Source organism: Bacillus cereus group sp. MG4 (genome assembly GCF_040460055.1).
GTDB classification, from domain to species: domain Bacteria; phylum Bacillota; class Bacilli; order Bacillales; family Bacillaceae_G; genus Bacillus_A; species Bacillus_A wiedmannii.
This window is the reverse complement of sequence record NZ_JARVGZ010000001.1, coordinates 2026988-2044705: the sequence shown is the minus strand read 5'-3', so window position 1 is coordinate 2044705 and position 17718 is coordinate 2026988. Positions and strand designations below refer to the sequence as shown.

Genomic DNA, 17718 nt, shown 5'->3' with positions numbered 1-17718 from the left:
TAAATGAATATTCTTGTTGTAAAAACTCCAGAAGAACTAGCAGAAGCAGGTTATAAATTAATTGAAGAAGTTGTAAAAACAAAAGAAAATCCAACATTGGGAATGGCTACAGGAAGCTCTCCATTAGGTATTTATGCAGAAATGCGAAAAAATAAACTTGATACAAGCCGTGTAACCACTGTAAACTTAGATGAGTACGTAAATTTACCACATGAAGATAAAAACAGCTATCACTATTTCATGCAAGAACAGTTGTTTGATCATCTTCCATTTAAACAAACTTATGTACCAAACGGGATGGCAAGTGATTTAGAGGAAGAGTGCAAACGTTACGAGGGCATTCTAGCTGCTAACCCAGTTGACCTACAGATTCTTGGAATCGGTGAAAACGGTCACATCGGATTTAACGAACCAGGAACACCGTTTAATTCTCCAACAAACATTGTTGAATTAACAGAATCTACACGCCAAGCAAACCTTCGCTTCTTCGAAAAAGAAGAAGATGTGCCAACTCATGCGATTACAATGGGAATTGGAAGCATTATGAAAGCGAAACAAGTTCTACTTGTTGCTATGGGTTCTAAAAAGGCAGAAGCTCTTAAAGAATTATTGCAAGGTGAGTATAGTGAAGCGTGTCCTGCTACAGTTTTACAACGTCATCCGAATGTAACCGTAATTGCTGATCAAGAAGCTCTATCTTTATGCAGTGAGGCGATTGCTGATGAACATCGACAAGTATTCACCATTTCCGATCTATTATCAGATTCAAGAGTGGGTGAAACAGCTAATTGAGGACGGCGAATGGAAGCCGGGAGATAAAATCCCATCTGAGAATGAACTTTGTGATAAGTTCGAAGTGAGTCGTATGACAATCAGACAGGCGATTAATAATTTAGTGGAACAAGGTTATTTATATCGGAAACGTGGAATCGGTACGTTTGTCCAACTTCCGAAAGTGGAACAAAAACTGCAAGGAATGACGGGATTCACAGAAGATATGATTTCTCGTGGGATGAACCCAAGTAGTCAATTACTTAGTTTCCGCCTAGTTCCAGCTACTGCGAAAATAGCAGACCGGTTGAGAATACAGGAGGGAGAGTCGGTTTATGAAGTGAGGCGTATTCGCTTAGCTGATGATGAACCGATTGCTTTTGAGACGACATATTTGTCGCCAGCTCTTGTAAAAGATATTAACGAAGAAATATTGCAACAATCTTTATATGAACATTTAGAGAAAAAACTGGGCTTTAAACTTGTTAGCGCTACTCAATCAATTGAAGCTTCAATTGCAACGGATAATGAAGCTGAACATCTGCATATTCCTAAAAAGGCGCCAGTGCTTGTAATGCGTCAATGGTCATATTCAGAAGGTGAAGTACCGCTAGAGTATGTGAAATGTATTTATCGTGGGGATCGTTATAAGTTTATTACAAACATCGCACGTAACAAATAATATATTTCAGTTTGTGAAGTACAGTTAGTGTCAAATTGTTTAACATGTAAAGAAAAAAATACGACTCATCCTTACAAGGAGTGAGTCGTATTTTTATTATGGGCAATTACGTGGTTAACAGCATCTTTAACCGTATTTACTACATAGTGAGCGTGTTCCTTTACTGCGTCATCAGCTTGAGACATAGCAAAACTGTGAGGAGTTAAAGAAAACATTGGAATATCATTATAAGAATCCCCAATGCAAGCAACTTCCTCTGGTTGTAGTTGAAACTCTTTTAATAAAACAGAAATAGCAGCCCCTTTACTAATATTAGGTGGCATTACATCTAAACATTGTTCTGCTGAAATGAAGGTACTAACTTTTCCGTGGAATTTTTCATCAATTTTTTTCTGAAGGAGTTGTAAGCTTTCCTTTGTTCCACCGACAGAGATTTTATTTGGGAAAATTGTATCATCTATTTTCTGTAATAAATTTGGTTCCTCAACAGAAGTCATTGTTACTTGTTGTTCAAGCTCATGAATAAAAGGTGTTTTTTCTTCAATGTAATAATTATGCTCATCACTTACATAACGAAAATAAGGATCTTCATTTGTCATTGCTAACAGATCAGGTAGAATACTCGAATCGAATGTTGCAGATAATAGTTGCTTGTTTTCGTTAGTGTACACGAAAACACCGTTTACACTAATGCGATGGAAATTTGTATTTACAGCTTTCATTAAGTCTGCAATTTCATTATCAAGTCGGCCAGAAGCGAAACAAAGAATAACATTTTGCTCAGCAAGACTGCGCAGTGCCGCAACATCCTGCTCATCAATGAGACCTCCGTGTTGCATCATTGTACCATCGATATCACTTACAAACATTTTAATCATATTGTTATCTCCTTTCTATGTACAGTTGCTCTTACATTATACGCATCATATATAAACATGTCTAAAAAATGAATTTTTATGAAATGGTAGATGTTTTACATTGACGACAAATAAGAATGTTCTGTAACATAAAAGCAGGCTATTTAAGTACGAGGGTGGTGTTATATGAGTAATTATCTAGAAATTAAAAAAGTTTTAAATAATAATGTCATCATTGCTAGCCATCCTGAACACGAGGAAGTAGTAGTGATTGGTAAAGGAATTGGATTTGGAAAAAAAGCGAAAGATGTATTGGAGCAAGAACAAATTGAAAAAATGTTTGTTTTAAAAAATGAACGTGATCGTGAACAATACAAACTGTTAGTGCCGCATGTGAGTGAAAAATTAATTGAATTAATGAATGATATTATGTTCTATATTCAAGAAAAAGCAAAGTCACCATTAAATGAACATATTCATATCGCTTTAACAGATCATATTTCTTTTGCGATTAAACGTTTAAAACAAGGACTTACAATTGATAATCCTTTTTTAGTTGAAACGAAAATGCTCTATCCAGAGGAATATGAAATTGCTGAAGGTGTTGTAGACCTTTTAAATTCTCGTTTGCAAATTACATTGCCAGAAGGAGAAATTGGGTTTATTGCACTCCATATTTACAGTTCACTTACAAATTCAGATTTATCTTCGGTTAATCAAAACTCCCGTCTCATTGCACAGCTTGTATCTTTAATTGAGACAAACTTACAAATTACATTAGACCAAGAAAGTATCCACTATTTACGCCTTATCCGTCATTTGCAATATGCTATTGAACGGGTGAAAAAAGGGGAAAAAGTAGAGGAATCACAAAGTTTTGCTGATTTATTAAAGGCGGAATATCCCGTCTGTTATAATTTAGCTTGGAAGCTAGTTAAGGTCATGCAAAAAGAATTGCAACTTCCTGTATATGAAGCAGAGAGCATATATTTAACGATGCACCTGCAGCGCTTAGTGAAAGCGGAGCATGTGTAAAAAGACATATATTTTTGTCTAAAATGAAAACGTTAAAAAAAATCATTGAATCGCTTACAATAGTTATGTATAATAACTATTGCAAAGTTATACAAATTTCGACAAACACATTAAGGTAAGTAACGAAAACGTTTGCCTTAATTATAGTGAACTTATACGTAAACCTATTTTTGACACGTGTTACTGATTCGATCAGGCATGAGTGGAGAAAAGTAAGGAATGTAAGCTAGAGAAAGGGATATACTACCCTTTGTATAGCTATCGTTCTATCTTTTTTTCCTCATGTCTTTTTGGCGTTTGTCGGAAGGTATCAATATAGATAAGAGAGGAAGGGTTTCCATGTTTAAGAAGATCTTTGGTGTTCTTCAAAAAGTCGGAAAAGCGTTAATGCTTCCAGTAGCGATTTTACCGGCAGCAGGTATTTTACTTGGATTTGGTAATGCATTTCAAAATCCACAGTTAACAGATGTTATTCCTGCTTTAAAAGCAGACTGGTTCGTAATGGTAGCAAAAATTATGGAACAATCTGGTGATATTATTTTCGCTAACCTTGCATTATTATTCGCAGTTGGGGTAGCAATTGGTTTAGCTGGTGGAGATGGAGTAGCTGGTTTAGCAGCATTCGTCGGCTACTTAATTATGAACAAAACGATGAGTGTGTTCTTAGAAGTAGATAAGTTAGTGAAAGTAACAAGTTCTGGAGCAGACCCAGTAAAAATTGGATTTGCAGATCCAGCGTATGCAAACGTATTAGGAATTCCAACGCTACAAACTGGAGTGTTTGGCGGTATTATCGTCGGTATAGTAGCCGCATATTGCTACAATAAATACTTCAACATTGAATTACCATCATACTTAGGTTTCTTTGCAGGAAAGCGTTTCGTACCGATCGCAACTGCAACATTCTCTTTAGTGGTAGGTATTATCATGTGCTTCGTTTGGCCATACATTCAAGGTGGCTTAAACACGTTCTCACATCAAATGATTGATGCAAATAGAACGGTAGCAGCATTTATTTTCGGTTTAATTGAACGTTCATTAATTCCATTTGGATTACATCACATTTTCTATTCACCGTTCTGGTTCGAATTCGGTCAGTATACAAATGCGGCTGGCGAATTAATTCGTGGTGACCAAAAAATCTTTATGGCACAGTTAAAAGACGGTGTAGAATTAACAGCAGGTACATTTACAACTGGTAAGTATCCGTTCATGATGTTCGGTCTTCCAGCAGCAGCTTTAGCAATGTACCATGAAGCACGTCCAGAAAACAAAAAATTAGCAGCTGGTATTTTAGGTTCTGCTGCATTAACATCTTTCTTAACAGGTATTACAGAACCACTTGAATTTTCATTCTTATTCGTAGCACCAGTACTATTCGGAATTCACGCAGTATTCGCTGGTCTATCATTTATGACAATGCAAATTTTAGGTGTTAAAATTGGTATGACATTCTCTGGTGGTTTAATCGACTTTATGTTATTCGGTGTACTACCAGGCCGTACAGCGTGGTGGTGGGTAATTATTGTTGGTCTTGTACTAGCGGTTATTTACTACTTCGGATTCCGTTTTGCAATCCGTAAATGGGATTTAAAAACACCTGGTCGTGAAGTAGCAAATGCTAATGACGGTGCAGGGAAGACTGAAGCTGGTGAACTTCCTCGTGAAGTATTAGTAGCACTTGGTGGTAAAGAAAACATTGCTTCTTTAGACGCTTGTATTACTCGTTTACGTGTTCAAGTTAACGAACAAAAGAATGTAAACAAAGATCGCTTAAAAGAGCTTGGAGCAGCTGGTGTACTTGAAGTTGGAAATAACATTCAAGCTATTTTTGGACCGAAATCTGACACATTAAAATCACAAATTCATGATATTATGTCAGGTCGTACACCTCATGTTGAAAAAGAAGAGCCTGTAAAAGTAGAAGAAGCTCCTCAAAAAGTTGATGAAAACGAAACAATCGTTTCACCAATTGAAGGGAAAATCTTACCAATTACAGAAGTACCTGATCAAGTATTCTCAGGAAAAATGATGGGAGACGGATTTGCAATCGAGCCAACAGAAGGAACAGTAGTTTCTCCAGTTAACGGTGAGATCGTCAACGTATTCCCTACAAAGCATGCGATTGGAATTCAATCTGAAGGCGGAAAAGAAATTTTAATTCACTTCGGTATTGATACTGTAAAATTAAATGGTGAAGGTTTTGAAGCACTTGTAGCACAAGGTGACAAAGTGAAACAAGGACAACCATTATTAAAAGTAGATCTTGCATTTGTAAAAGAAAATGCACCATCTATCATTACACCAATTGTCTTTACGAATTTACAACAAGGACAACAAGTCGAATTGAAAAAAGATGGAAATGTTAAGAAGGGCGAAAACGCAATTATTGACATTCAGTAGGAATTTGACGCAAAATGTTTATAATTATAATAGGCGATGTGGTTGACCGAACATCGCCTATTATATACAATAGATGATGTAGTACTCACGTCTATACAACTAAAAAATACTGTAATTTAAAGGAGATAAATTATCATGGAAAAAATCTTTAAAGTAACTAGCGACTCAGGAATTCATGCTCGTCCAGCAACTCTACTTGTAAACACTGCAAGCAAATTTGGTTCTGACATTAACTTAGAGTATAACGGAAAAAACGTTAACTTAAAATCAATCATGGGCGTTATGTCTTTAGGCATTCAACAAAACGCAGAAATTAAAATCACTGCAAATGGTGATGATGCAGCTCAAGCACTAGCAGCTATCGAAGAAACTATGAAAAACGAAGGATTAGGAGAATAATGACTCTTAACATTCAAGGGATCGCTGCATCAAGTGGGATTGCTATTGCAAAGGCTTTCAGACTTGAGAATCCTGAATTTAACATTGAAAAGAAATCAATTACAAACGAAGCTGCTGAAATTGCACGCTTAGACGCTGCGCTTGAGAAAGCAAAAACTGAATTAGAAGCTATTAAAGACCATGCTTTTGCTGAGCTAGGTGCTGATAAAGCTGCGATCTTTGAAGCACATTTATTAGTGTTAAATGATCCAGAACTAGTAAACCCAGTAAAAGATAAAGTAAATAGCGAAAAAGTAAATGCTGAATTTGCAATGGATGAAGTTGCATCAATGTTTATTTCTATGTTTGAAAACATGGATAACGAATATATGAAAGAACGTGCTGCGGACATTCGTGACGTAACAAAACGCGTTCTTGCACATTTACTAGGAATTAACTTCTCAAACCCTGGTACAATTTCTGAAGAAGTAATCATCATTGCTGAAGATTTAACACCATCTGATACAGCTCAGTTAAACCGTAAGTATGCAAAAGGTTTTACAACTGATATCGGTGGACGTACATCTCACTCTGCAATTATGGCTCGTTCTATGGAAATTCCTGCAGTTGTTGGTACGAAAGTTGTTATGGAGAAAATCCAAAACGGCGATATCGTAATCATCGACGGTTTAGATGGAGAAGTAATTGTAAATCCATCAGAAGAAACTCTTCGTTCTTTTGAAGAAAAGAAAGCGAAATTTGAAGAGCAAAAAACTGAATGGGCAAAATTAAAAGACCAAGCTACTGTAACAAGTGATGGACATCACGTTGAGCTTGTTGCAAATATCGGAACACCAAATGATGTACAAGGTATTATCGATAATGGCGGAGAAGGCGTTGGTTTATACCGTACAGAATTCTTATACATGGGCCGTGACAATCTTCCAACAGAAGAAGAGCAGTTCGAAGCGTATAAAGCAGTTCTTGAAGGTGTAAAAGAAGGTCAACCTGTTGTTGTTCGTACACTTGACATCGGTGGAGATAAAGAGCTTCCATACTTACATTTACCAAAAGAAATGAACCCATTCTTAGGATACCGTGCAATTCGCTTATGTCTTGATGAGCAAGATGTGTTCCGTACACAACTTCGTGCATTACTTCGTGCTAGCGTATACGGTAACTTAAAAATTATGTTCCCAATGATTGCAACTCTTGATGAGTTCCGTCAAGCGAAAGCAATCTTATTAGAAGAGAAAGCGAAACTTGTAGAAGCGGGTACAACTATTTCTGATTCTATTGAAGTAGGTATGATGGTTGAAATCCCAGCTTCAGCAGTATTAGCAGATCAATTCGCAAAAGAAGTTGATTTCTTCTCTATCGGAACAAATGACTTAATCCAATACACAATGGCTGCAGACCGTATGAACGAACAAGTAGCTTACTTATACCAACCATATAACCCATCTATTTTACGTCTTGTAAAAATGGTTATCGATGCGGCTCATAAAGAAGGCAAATGGACTGATATGTGTGGTGAGATGGCGGGAGATTCACTTGCTATCCCATTATTATTAGGATTAGGTTTAGATGAGTTCAGTATGAGTGCAACATCTATTCTTCCTGCAAGAACACAACTAAGCAAGTTGTCAAAAGCAGAAATGGAAACATTAGCAGAAAAAGCGTTAATGATGTCAACTGCTGAAGAAGTTGTTGAACTAGTTAAAAGCATATAATTAATAAAAAAACCTGAGTCGATTTGAAATCGGTCTCAGGTTTTTTCTATGAGAAAAGTACATCTTATTTTCTTACTATAGAGGATAAGACACAGAACTAGATAGCGATAGCAACGATATCAGTTGGGCATACACGTAAAATACCATTAAAAGTATTACGTTGACGGTTCTTATCATCTTTGTCGTTGTCTTTATTATCTTTATCATTATTGTTACGAGCTAAAGCAGAGAAAAGAGCAACGCCATTAGCGAAACCTTCAAAAATTACATTGTGGAAAGATCCAATACCTTTAATGCTTAAAAGAGAAAGTTCTGTTCCAACTGAAATGCTAGCAAGCACGTTACATACAGCTGGTTGTTGTGGTTTTACCTCTCTCTCTTTCTCGCGATGGTCACGATGGTCGCACTCTCTTTCACGATGATGACAGTCTCTAAAGTTATCACAGCATCCAAATGATCCAAACATAATCCTCATCACCCCCTTCACACTTATAATCTATGTAAGTTCGGTAGTGAGTGACTGGACAGAGAGTGGAATTTTTTCTAGGGGATTTTCTCATTTTAAAAGACTAGCTGGGTGTTTAGTACGGGATGATGTTTAAAATAGGGGAAATATCACAAAAAAGTGTAAAGACCACCGAAATGAATGAAATAGGTAGGCTTTACACTTTTTTACTTTTATATAAAACGATGATATATACAGGGAGAGCTAAGAGTAGTGGTGCAATGGATCTTGCAGTATGTTTTTCGGCGTCTAATTGGAACGCTTCTTCTTTTGGGAATTGTAACACTGATATGTTTGTAGCATCGCCAATAAAATATAACAGCAGTACAGTTACTATGTAACTTAAAAGTGCGATAAAGCTTCCGTATGAACTCAATGAAAATCCCTCTCTTGTTATCTATTTGTTATCATTGTATCATAATTGTAACAAAAACACACGGTTATATTTCGATACTTTAACAAAATTCGACACGAAATGTCATTTATGTGTATGGGAATAGCATGAAGTTTACTGTTTTTTTATGTATAGATGTCGAATAATACATTGTAATGTTACGGGTGTGTGACAGAAGAAAAAGAAACGAAGGTAATGAAATTACCTTCGTTTCTTTTTTATCCTGTATTAACAGGCAGTAAGCCCCTCACATTGATTAAAGGTTCACTTTACCCCGCATTAACGAGCAGTAAGACCCCCACCTCAAAATTCAGCGGAAGCAAAGAAGTTAAGTGGGGGATCAACTGCCCGTAAAAGCCCGATTGGTTCAACTAATAATCAGTGGGGGATGAAGAAAACCCCCACTGATTAAAGTTTCACTTTATTATTTTGCCCATTCACTCACTTGCTCTACGCTCATTCGTGGTGCAGGGTGGCCTTTTAAAGTTGATTCACCAATAGTAATAAGCATAATTGGTACGTAGCGAGATGAAACATTGAATTCTTCTGTAAGTGCTTGTGGGTTGAAACCACCAATAGCACAAGTATCCCAGCCAGTTGCTTTAGCCGCAAGCATAAGTTGCATTGCTGCTAAAGATGCATTTGAAAAGGCTGCATCTCTTGGGAATTGCTCACGAGCATATGCAGACTCAATATTTTTAGCTAAGCGCTCTTTTGCTTCTTCTTTCATAAATCCTTGTTCTACAATTGGACCATAAACTGGTTCAACGTTTTTATAAGCTTCTAAATCACCTAAAATAGCGACTACAGCAGAAGCATCAAGTATTTGTTGCTGGTTATAAGCAATTGGATGCAATCGTTTCTGTACATCTTCACCTTGGAATACAAGGAATTTCCAGTGCTGCAAGTTCCAAGCAGAAGGTGCTTGAGCAGCTCCCTTTAAAATCTCGTGTAACTCTGTAGATGAAATTTCTTTCTCTGGGTTGAATGCACGTGTAGATGTGCGTTCGTATAGAACATTAAAAAAGTTGTCGTTTGTCATTATATATCCTCCAAGTAACATATCAAATTATAAAAAAATACATGTAATATATTCTACTTACATTTTGTAAGTTGTCGAATTTAAGAATATAATATCTTTATTTTAATTGTCAAGTTTTAAAGAGGAAGCTAGGGCATTCATACAAACGATACAATTCCTATAATCATACACTAGAAAAGGAATTTATAGAGAAAAAGCGAAGAGAGCATTCTCAATTAGCTTGTTAATATGTATCCCTCACTCATTAAAGTATTTAGAGAACAGTCTTTTTATAAAATGTTTGTGAGGAATGCAGTAGAACAAGATATATGAAGTGAGTGAAGACTAGTGATGAACATACTACATTTTTTATTAGAGAATACGGTTTTCCAAAATGTATTACAAGATCTTCAGTTAAATGTCCTTTATATAGAAAATGGATGTACACATCAACAAACGATAGAAAATATTCATCCAAAATGTATGTTTATAGCAAATAGTTTTGAAGAAGGAGAATTATTGTTTCAGAGAACAAAACCACATATTGTAATTATGTATGTAACAGATTTTTCTCAAATAAAATATATAAAGAATATGTATAATCCACAGAGTACATTTATTGTCATTTGGGATCAACAGATAACAAGCGAGTTTGCAGAGGTGCTTACGTTAGGAATACGTAATATTGTGATAGCTCCTGTGACTCCACAAATGGTGTTAGAGGAAGTGAATAAGAGTTTGTATCAGCTTTCTTTAGTGCGGCAAGTAAGTTTGCAACAAGAGTTACTTCAAACGATGTTTGATTTTCAAAATGATCTATTATTTATAGTAGAAGACGATGAGATTGTTGATTGTAATACAAATTTCTTAGAGTTTTTCGGATATGAAAATTTATTTGCCTATCGTGAGCAACATTTAGTATTTGCTGAACATTTTATTAGAGAAAACGGATACTATTCAACAACTCACGATATAACATGGTTAGATGATACATTATCATATGATAGAAGAATTAAGATGTCCAATTATGAAGGGGAAGTGTCAACTTTTTTATTGCGTGCGACACCACTGCCAGAAGATTTATCAAGATTTATTGTGAAGTGTACAGAGATTACAGAATTAGATGAAATCTATCAAGAACAAGAAAGGCTTGCTACGATAGATTCGTTAACAGAGATTTATAATCGTTTGAAGTTCCAACAAATACTAGAGGCAGAATGGGATAATGCAATGCGTAACGATGAAAAAATAGCACTTATTTTATTTGACATAGATAATTTTAAAACAGTAAATGACACGTATGGCCATGATTTTGGTGACTTAGCATTAATTCAGCTTGCAGAGCTTATGAAATCTAAAGTGGAGCAGCAACATGTATTTGCAAGGTGGGGAGGAGAAGAATTTATTATATTAGTAACGAATACAGTAGAAAAAGAAGCATTTCAGGTTGCGGAATCATTACGATTTTTTATTGAAACAAAGCATTTCTCCGGAATTTCGAAATTAACAGCGAGTTTTGGAGTCGCGTTATATGAACAAGGGATTACAAGAGAAGAATTAATGCAACGAGCGGATATTGCATTATATGAAGCGAAAAAAAATGGGAAAAATCAAGTGTGTGTATATAGAAAAGAAAAAAAGTGATTTTTCGCAACAAATTGTTGCGATTTTTTTTTATTGTTTGATAATAGAATGTGGGGGGGATTTTGAACGAAGGAATTATGGAGGAACAACATGATAAAAAAATAATGACGATGGCTTCGCTGTCTGCTGTAGTTTGTGGTGGAGTATACTATTTTCTCTATAATCCCAATATAAAGGAAAGCACTGTATTAACAACTAAGGTGAATCCTACTATTGAATCAGAAGTACAGGAGAATATAGAAGAAAAAAAAGAACAACAAATTGATTATGCTAGTATATCTCGAAAGTTAGATCAATATTTAATAGGAAAGCAATTTAATGGGACAGTTTTAGTAACAGATAAAGAGCATGTTATATTGAATAAAGGATATGGATATGCTGATGTTCAATATAAGATAGATAATACGTCTCAAAGAAAATATCGTGTCGGTTCTATTACGAAAACCGTTGTGGCAACATCTATTTTACAGCTGCAGGAACAAGGGAAGTTAAATATTCAAGATAATGTAAATAAATATATTCCCTCTTTTCTAGTAGATAAGAATATTACTTTATATCATTTGTTAACACATACATCAGGTTTACCGGAAAGTGGAAAAGGGAAAGTGAATGCCGCTTCTCGTATAAATTTAGTAAATTGGATTGGAAGTCAAAAATTAGAATTTCCACCAGGCTCAGGTTGGCGATATACAGATTATAATTATATGGTGCTTGCCTATATTATAGAAAGTATATCAAAAAAACCTTTAGGAGATTACATAAAAGAAAATATATTTACTAAAGCAGAAATGCATGAATCTGGTATGGGAAATATGGTTCAGGGAGATCAGCATTTTACTAAAGGATATGTAAAGAAAGAGAATGTACTTGAACCTGCACAAAAATTGTTAATGGAGTGGTTATATGGATGCGGTGAGATGTATACGACAGTTGGTGATATGAAGAAGTTAGACGAAGCGATTATAAATGGGAAACTTCTTTCTGAACAAAGTAGACAAGCGATGTTTTCACCTTCAACAGAACGAAAATATGCATATAGTTTTTACATATATCCGGATTATTTTCATAATCATGGTGTACTATCTGGTTGGAACACTTTCAATAATTTTAATAAAGAAAAAGGCACTTTTGTTATATTATTTTCAAATGTGAAAAATAGTATAGATGATGATTTTAATAATGAGTTTCGAAAGATGGTAAGTGATTTATTAGAAAAAAGGGGATGAGAAAATGGAACGTAAAAATGTATCAATAGGTTTCATCGGTATTGGTGTAATGGGAAAAAGTATGGTGCGTCATTTAATGCAAGACGGCTATAAAGTATATGTATATAATAGAACGAAAACGAAGACAGACTCTTTAGTGCAAGATGGTGCGAATTGGTGTGATACACCGAAAGAGTTAGTGAAGCAAGTTGATGTTGTAATGACTATGGTTGGATATCCACATGATGTAGAAGAAGTGTATTTTGGGGTAGATGGAATTTTGGAGAATGCAAATGAAGGTACGATAGCAATTGATTTCACGACATCTACACCAACATTGGCAAAACGTATTAACGAAACCGGTAAAAGTAAGAATGTATATACGTTAGATGCGCCTGTATCTGGAGGAGACGTTGGTGCGAAAGAAGCAAGGCTCGCAATTATGGTCGGTGGCGAAAAAGAAATATATGAAAAATGTTTACCGTTATTTGAAAAACTAGGGACAAATATTCAGTTGCAAGGACCAGCTGGAAGTGGACAACATACAAAAATGTGCAATCAAATTGCGATTGCTTCTAATATGATTGGAGTATGTGAAGCTGTTGCTTATGCGAAAAAAGCTGGACTAGACCCAGATAAAGTATTAGAGAGTATTTCAACGGGAGCAGCAGGTAGCTGGTCATTGAGTAACTTAGCTCCTCGAATGTTAAAGGGAGATTTTGAACCAGGGTTTTATGTAAAGCATTTTATGAAAGATATGAAGATAGCTTTAGATGAGGCTGAAAAATTACAATTGCCAGTACCAGGTTTAAGTTTGGCGAAGGAATTGTATGAAGAGTTAATGAAAGATGGGGAAGAGAATAGCGGAACACAAGTTTTATACAAAAAATACATAAGGGGGTAAATGAGATGGATCTTCAAAAATTTGATGAGATGATTGATACTGTTCAGCGAGCAACTTGTATACAAATTAGTGCAAAACAAAAAGAAGCTTTTAAACAAAAATATGATTTTGAGCCGGAATTCGAATATGGAAGAGATGAGAAGGGGCATTATGTTATTCGAACTTCAAAAAAGATGTTAGAAGAAATGGAGTTTTATTTGGCATTGAAATATGATCGAGATGGGGTTGATCTTTATATGCAAGCAGAGATTGACGGTATATGTCACGTATCTGTTAGCTATAGTGAAGATGTCCTACATTTACAAGAATTGTTTCAATTTCTAGAAGAAAATAAATAAAAGTCCTCATTTGAGGACTTTTATTTATTTAGGTATATTTAATTTTTATAATTATAAGCTAGAAGCTCGGCGGCATCGTTCAATTGGGAATGGAATAACTTGCGCGATGTGATTAGGACCAAATTGTTTTGCACGAGCATGGCGTACTATATAAAATGCACACAGAATTGAAACAGGAATAGCGCCGAATAAACCAAAAAATAAAGCGCTTACACAAGATGCGACAAAACCTAAAACACCAACTTCTAACTCTTCCATAATAGCTCCTAGAATAACAGGAAGTGCTCCACACGTAACCCCTAGTATAAGTGCGATAAGTAAACTCATGATTATCCCCCTCTGTTTGCGATATTCTTTTCCTTTTTATTTAATAGTAGTATACCATACGTAAAACAGAATTTTCAGAAAAATTTCAAAAAAAGTTCAATAAATGTTCAAAAAGTGTTCAGAAATACACTTAAAAAATAGAAGGGGGAGGTTGTTTTTTTGAACGAAAGGAATCGTATGGTTAGGTACATAAAAAATCAGGCTTATTTCATTTTTTGAAATAAGCCTGTTCCATAGGAGGATGTATATATGTAGAGTGAATAAAAGGTTGGAAAAGGGGATCCAAGTCCTTTTATTCAACTAACTACCTTAATAGATCGGAACCCAGCCTTCAGTTGTAACAAAAATACGAATAGCTACAACTTGACGATCATCTTGCAAGGTAAAATAGTGTCTTGCATTTTCTGGAACAGATATGAGATCGCCTGGCTCAAGTTCAACGTCAAAGAATTTGCCATCTTTTCCTTCAATGGCAAAGATGCCATGTCCACTAACAATAAAGCGAACTTCATCATCGGTATGATGGTGTTCTTTTTGGAAATTAATTAATAATTCGTCAAGGTTAGGTGTGCTATTTGAAAGCGAAATTACATCATGTGCTTTATAACCTCGGCGCGCTGAAACATCAGCGATTTCTTTTGAAAACACAGCTAATATTTCAGCCTTGTTTTCATCTGTTAACGAATAATTTTCATTTAAATAAGTAGGAAGTTTAGAGATGTTCCATTTCTCATATAAAACGCCTTCCTCTTGTAGAAATTTAGATACTTCTACTTCATTTTCTATGCGAGTATTTACTTCATGAATACGAATTTGCGCCATTAGAAACGCCTCCTTGAATTGATAATAGTTTTATATGAAATTGGAATAAAAACTCATAAGCTTCTAATCTTTTCTTTGCATCAAAGCTATCTCGGCCCCATACGGTAATACCGTGGTTACGAATTAATACTGCTCCCGAATCTCCTTGTATGTGCTTTCGGAAGTTTTCTCCAAGCGTTGGGATATGGGCATGGTTTTCGATAATAGGAATGTGAATTGTTGCACCTTCTTCCCAAATATCGAGAGCTTTAATAATTTCTTGATTTTGAAGGGTGACTGCATCACTATATAAATTTGTGATGACATTATTATCAGTTGTATGAACATGAAGTACGCACCCAGCATTCGTATTGTTATAAATATGTGTATGCAATATTGTTTCTGCTGAAGGGCGTAATTCAGTCTCTAATACGGGAAGCCCTAGATGATCTACTAATAGAAAATCATCTGGAGTTGTTTTTGTTTTATCTTTACCGCTTGCTGTAATAAGAAAAGTAAGTGGCTCATGACTAACCTTTATAGAAATATTACCACTCGTTGCTGGAAACCAATTTCGTGTTGTTAATTCTTTTTTTATCTCGCTTAAGTCATACCATTGACGAAAAAGTTGTTTCATGATTTCACCTCCAACAAATGTTTTAATGCAGCTTGAACATCGTAAAATGTTTCAAAAGGTGTATAGGCGATATGATTCTCTTCACACTTTGTAATAAGGAAGTCACGGGCAAATACTTTATCTGCTTGTTTCGCAGCTTGTAAATCAGTAATTGAATCTCCAATCACAATATGGAAGTCATTCGTATCACTTAATTTACGGATTAAAGATGATTTGCATAATCCGCAATGATTTTGACAATGATGATCACAAGGATGAGGCCACTTAACTGTAATGAATTCACTTGAAAAGTCTGTTTCATTACAGTAAATTTGCTCTTTTGGAATGATTCCTTGTAAGAGTGGATAGACGAAGAAATCCATTCCACCTGATATAACGTAAAAAGAAATGTTATTTTCATTTACAAATTGTATAAATTCCTGAAAACCACTACGGATTTCAGCAGTTTCTATTAAAAATTGAATCATATCATCGTGTAGACTAGTAGGTATTAATTGAAATAATTGAGAAACACCTTCTTGAATAGATAGCTCTTGTGATAAAATTCTATTCTTTACTTCTTCGGCTTCTGGTGGTGCGAATTTTTCCATAATGGACATAATGTTATCATTATTTGTAATCGTGCCATCGAAATCACAAAATACTTGAATACTCATAATTTCACCCCATGAGAGGGATTTCCCCATATTTGTAGTGCACTATGCAAATTTATGTCATCTACTTCATGGAGTGGTGTATTTTGCAAAGTAGCATTAATTGCAGTACGGAAAGCTTTACCGCCCCCTTGCGCCCCACTTGGATGCCCATGTATCCCGCCGCCAGCATTAATAACAACATCTTTACCGAAATCTCGTAGAATAAAGGGAACGAAACCAGGGTGAATACCAGCAGACGGAACAGAAAAACTCTTCTTGAAAAATGCATCGTCTTCAGTTAAATGTTTTGAGATGGCAAGAGCCTCCTCTTTTTCTAGCGCAACACTTCCGTATGGAGATGGGAATAATGAAAAGTCAGCCCCAGCATAACGTAGTAGCTTTCCTAGTAATAATGGAGAGGAAACTCCATATAACTTGGATGCTGAATAAGCACCACTTACAGCAGGGTGTGCCATAATAGGAACTGGGATTTCATCATCTTCTGCAAGTGATTGTAGTACATCTAATCCGTAAGCAAATACATTAAATAATAGAATATCTGCCCCAGCTTGCACTGCGCGTTTCGCATTTTCTTTTAAATCAAAAGTTCGTCCTGTTAAATTTACGGCATATAACGTTTTATGTCCGTATGTTTCATATACGGATTCTAAAACTTCTTTTCCAGATACAATGCGTTTCGTAAGTGGTGTTAATGTATTCTCAAATAATATTTCATCATCTTTTACTATATCTACACCACCAATTGCTTGATCGCGTAATTGCGTTTTTAAATACCCAATATTTCGCCCAATCATTCCTTTAAAAATACTCATTAAAAGGGGACGCTCATGAACTTGTAACAGATTTCGAATACCATCTATCCCGAATTTTGGACCTGGGAAATATTGTTTTAACTCGTCTGAAAATGTTAGGTCGATTAATTTCACTTCGCCATCAAGTGATAGCTTTCCGAATGTAGTTGTTAAAATTGCTGGTAAGTCCGGACTGAAGTTTAATAACGGATATTCGATTTTAATAATCCCGCGTTTAACTTTTTTACGTAAATACGAATTGGTATGTTCTTGTTCAGCTAGTTCTTCAACATGAATGACGTTGCCTTTATGTTGTTTTAATTGTTCTTGCAATAAGTGTGGCAAATGAGTCCAAGAGCCAATTGTTAAACCGAGTGCAATTTGCTCGGCTTTTTTTTCTAAGTTATGTGAATCATCATGGATTAAATACGTTGCTATAATTCCGCTCATTGTTAAAACCTCCTAGTTAAATAAAAAAACCTCTCAGCTAAGGAGAGGTTTTTTTACAACCAGCTCCTTATCTGTCAGCATAATGCTGCGAGAATTAGCACCGTGTCTACAATTGTAGATCGGTTGCCGGGTTTCGTCGGGCTCGTCCCTCCACCTGCTCTTGATAAGAAGTATTTAGAAATGTTT

Annotated in this window: 19 protein-coding genes and 1 riboswitch; of the genes, 10 read left to right on the top strand and 9 right to left on the bottom strand. The window is 35.5% G+C overall.

What is annotated here, in order from left to right:
• The first annotated feature begins 3 nt into the window (after positions 1–3).
• Positions 4–792: a glucosamine-6-phosphate deaminase gene (gene nagB / locus QCI41_RS10645; protein WP_088097623.1), complete on the top strand. Its 789-nt coding sequence runs from the start codon at positions 4–6 to the stop codon at positions 790–792.
• Positions 722–1453, top strand: a complete 732-nt coding sequence (gene phnF, locus QCI41_RS10640) for a phosphonate metabolism transcriptional regulator PhnF (RefSeq protein ID WP_002194085.1) — start codon at positions 722–724, stop codon at positions 1451–1453. Before nagB ends, phnF begins: the two co-directional genes overlap by 71 nt.
• Positions 1454–1524: 71 nt before the next feature.
• Here the strand turns inward: phnF and QCI41_RS10635 are convergent, their stop codons facing one another.
• A complete protein-coding gene (locus tag QCI41_RS10635; RefSeq protein WP_353837504.1) occupies positions 1525–2331 on the bottom strand; it encodes an HAD family hydrolase in 807 nt (268 codons plus the stop codon).
• A 165-nt stretch (positions 2332–2496) separates the two neighbouring features.
• On the opposite strand from QCI41_RS10635, the gene glcT reads away from it, so the two are divergent.
• The 4 genes from glcT (at position 2497) to ptsP (ending at position 7859) form a co-directional block, all read left to right on the top strand.
• On the top strand, positions 2497–3345 hold the full coding sequence (gene glcT, locus QCI41_RS10630) for a glucose PTS transporter transcription antiterminator GlcT (protein WP_098667429.1): 849 nt from the start codon (positions 2497–2499) through the stop codon (positions 3343–3345).
• A gap of 339 nt (positions 3346–3684) precedes the next feature.
• Positions 3685–5748 carry a PTS glucose transporter subunit IIABC gene (ptsG, locus tag QCI41_RS10625; protein ID WP_353837505.1) on the top strand — a complete coding sequence of 688 codons (2064 nt, stop codon included), beginning with the start codon at positions 3685–3687 and terminating at the stop codon, positions 5746–5748.
• Between the two features lie 135 nt (positions 5749–5883).
• Entirely contained in the window at positions 5884–6147 is a 264-nt protein-coding gene (gene ptsH, locus QCI41_RS10620) for a phosphocarrier protein HPr (protein WP_000411080.1), read from the top strand.
• Positions 6147–7859 carry a phosphoenolpyruvate--protein phosphotransferase gene (ptsP, locus tag QCI41_RS10615; protein WP_353839238.1) on the top strand — a complete coding sequence of 571 codons (1713 nt, stop codon included), beginning with the start codon at positions 6147–6149 and terminating at the stop codon, positions 7857–7859. The genes ptsH and ptsP overlap by 1 nt, the downstream gene beginning before the upstream one ends.
• 97 nt (positions 7860–7956) lie before the next feature.
• Here the strand turns inward: ptsP and QCI41_RS10610 are convergent, their stop codons facing one another.
• From QCI41_RS10610 to QCI41_RS10600, 3 genes are all read right to left on the bottom strand, one after another.
• Complete coding sequence (locus QCI41_RS10610; RefSeq protein ID WP_342715622.1) at positions 7957–8325, bottom strand: DUF3915 domain-containing protein; 369 nt, start codon at positions 8323–8325, stop codon at positions 7957–7959.
• Between the two features lie 196 nt (positions 8326–8521).
• The gene (locus tag QCI41_RS10605; RefSeq protein ID WP_060488367.1) at positions 8522–8740 is read right to left on the bottom strand and encodes a hypothetical protein; all 219 of its coding nucleotides are present in this window, start codon (positions 8738–8740) and stop codon (positions 8522–8524) included.
• Positions 8741–9182: 442 nt separating this feature from the next.
• Complete coding sequence (locus tag QCI41_RS10600; RefSeq protein ID WP_000180385.1) at positions 9183–9800, bottom strand: nitroreductase family protein; 618 nt, start codon at positions 9798–9800, stop codon at positions 9183–9185.
• A 330-nt stretch (positions 9801–10130) separates the two neighbouring features.
• Between QCI41_RS10600 and QCI41_RS10595 the strand changes: the two genes are divergently transcribed.
• From QCI41_RS10595 to QCI41_RS10580, 4 genes are all read left to right on the top strand, one after another.
• Complete coding sequence (locus tag QCI41_RS10595) at positions 10131–11423, top strand: GGDEF domain-containing protein (RefSeq protein ID WP_353837507.1); 1293 nt, start codon at positions 10131–10133, stop codon at positions 11421–11423.
• Between the two features lie 77 nt (positions 11424–11500).
• Complete coding sequence (locus QCI41_RS10590; protein WP_353838844.1) at positions 11501–12649, top strand: serine hydrolase domain-containing protein; 1149 nt, start codon at positions 11501–11503, stop codon at positions 12647–12649.
• 4 nt (positions 12650–12653) lie between these two features.
• Complete coding sequence (locus QCI41_RS10585) at positions 12654–13532, top strand: NAD(P)-dependent oxidoreductase (RefSeq protein ID WP_262744712.1); 879 nt, start codon at positions 12654–12656, stop codon at positions 13530–13532.
• A gap of 5 nt (positions 13533–13537) precedes the next feature.
• Positions 13538–13870: a DUF3909 family protein gene (locus QCI41_RS10580; protein WP_097917829.1), complete on the top strand. Its 333-nt coding sequence runs from the start codon at positions 13538–13540 to the stop codon at positions 13868–13870.
• A gap of 51 nt (positions 13871–13921) precedes the next feature.
• On the opposite strand, the gene QCI41_RS10575 is transcribed toward QCI41_RS10580, so the two are convergent.
• From QCI41_RS10575 to mtnW, 5 genes are all read right to left on the bottom strand, one after another.
• The gene (locus QCI41_RS10575; RefSeq protein ID WP_000054671.1) at positions 13922–14197 is read right to left on the bottom strand and encodes a hypothetical protein; all 276 of its coding nucleotides are present in this window, start codon (positions 14195–14197) and stop codon (positions 13922–13924) included.
• A gap of 309 nt (positions 14198–14506) precedes the next feature.
• Positions 14507–15019 (bottom strand): 1,2-dihydroxy-3-keto-5-methylthiopentene dioxygenase, encoded by a 513-nt coding sequence (locus QCI41_RS10570; protein WP_000057324.1) that lies wholly within the window; start codon positions 15017–15019, stop codon positions 14507–14509.
• Entirely contained in the window at positions 14997–15635 is a 639-nt protein-coding gene (locus QCI41_RS10565; RefSeq protein ID WP_000811321.1) for a methylthioribulose 1-phosphate dehydratase, read from the bottom strand. The genes QCI41_RS10570 and QCI41_RS10565 overlap by 23 nt, the downstream gene beginning before the upstream one ends.
• Positions 15632–16291, bottom strand: a complete 660-nt coding sequence (locus QCI41_RS10560; RefSeq protein ID WP_353837508.1) for a 2-hydroxy-3-keto-5-methylthiopentenyl-1-phosphate phosphatase — start codon at positions 16289–16291, stop codon at positions 15632–15634. The genes QCI41_RS10565 and QCI41_RS10560 overlap by 4 nt, the downstream gene beginning before the upstream one ends.
• Complete coding sequence (gene mtnW, locus QCI41_RS10555; RefSeq protein WP_048562410.1) at positions 16288–17532, bottom strand: 2,3-diketo-5-methylthiopentyl-1-phosphate enolase; 1245 nt, start codon at positions 17530–17532, stop codon at positions 16288–16290. The genes QCI41_RS10560 and mtnW overlap by 4 nt, the downstream gene beginning before the upstream one ends.
• A gap of 64 nt (positions 17533–17596) precedes the next feature.
• Positions 17597–17702: riboswitch (SAM riboswitch) on the bottom strand.
• Positions 17703–17718 lie beyond the last annotated feature (16 nt).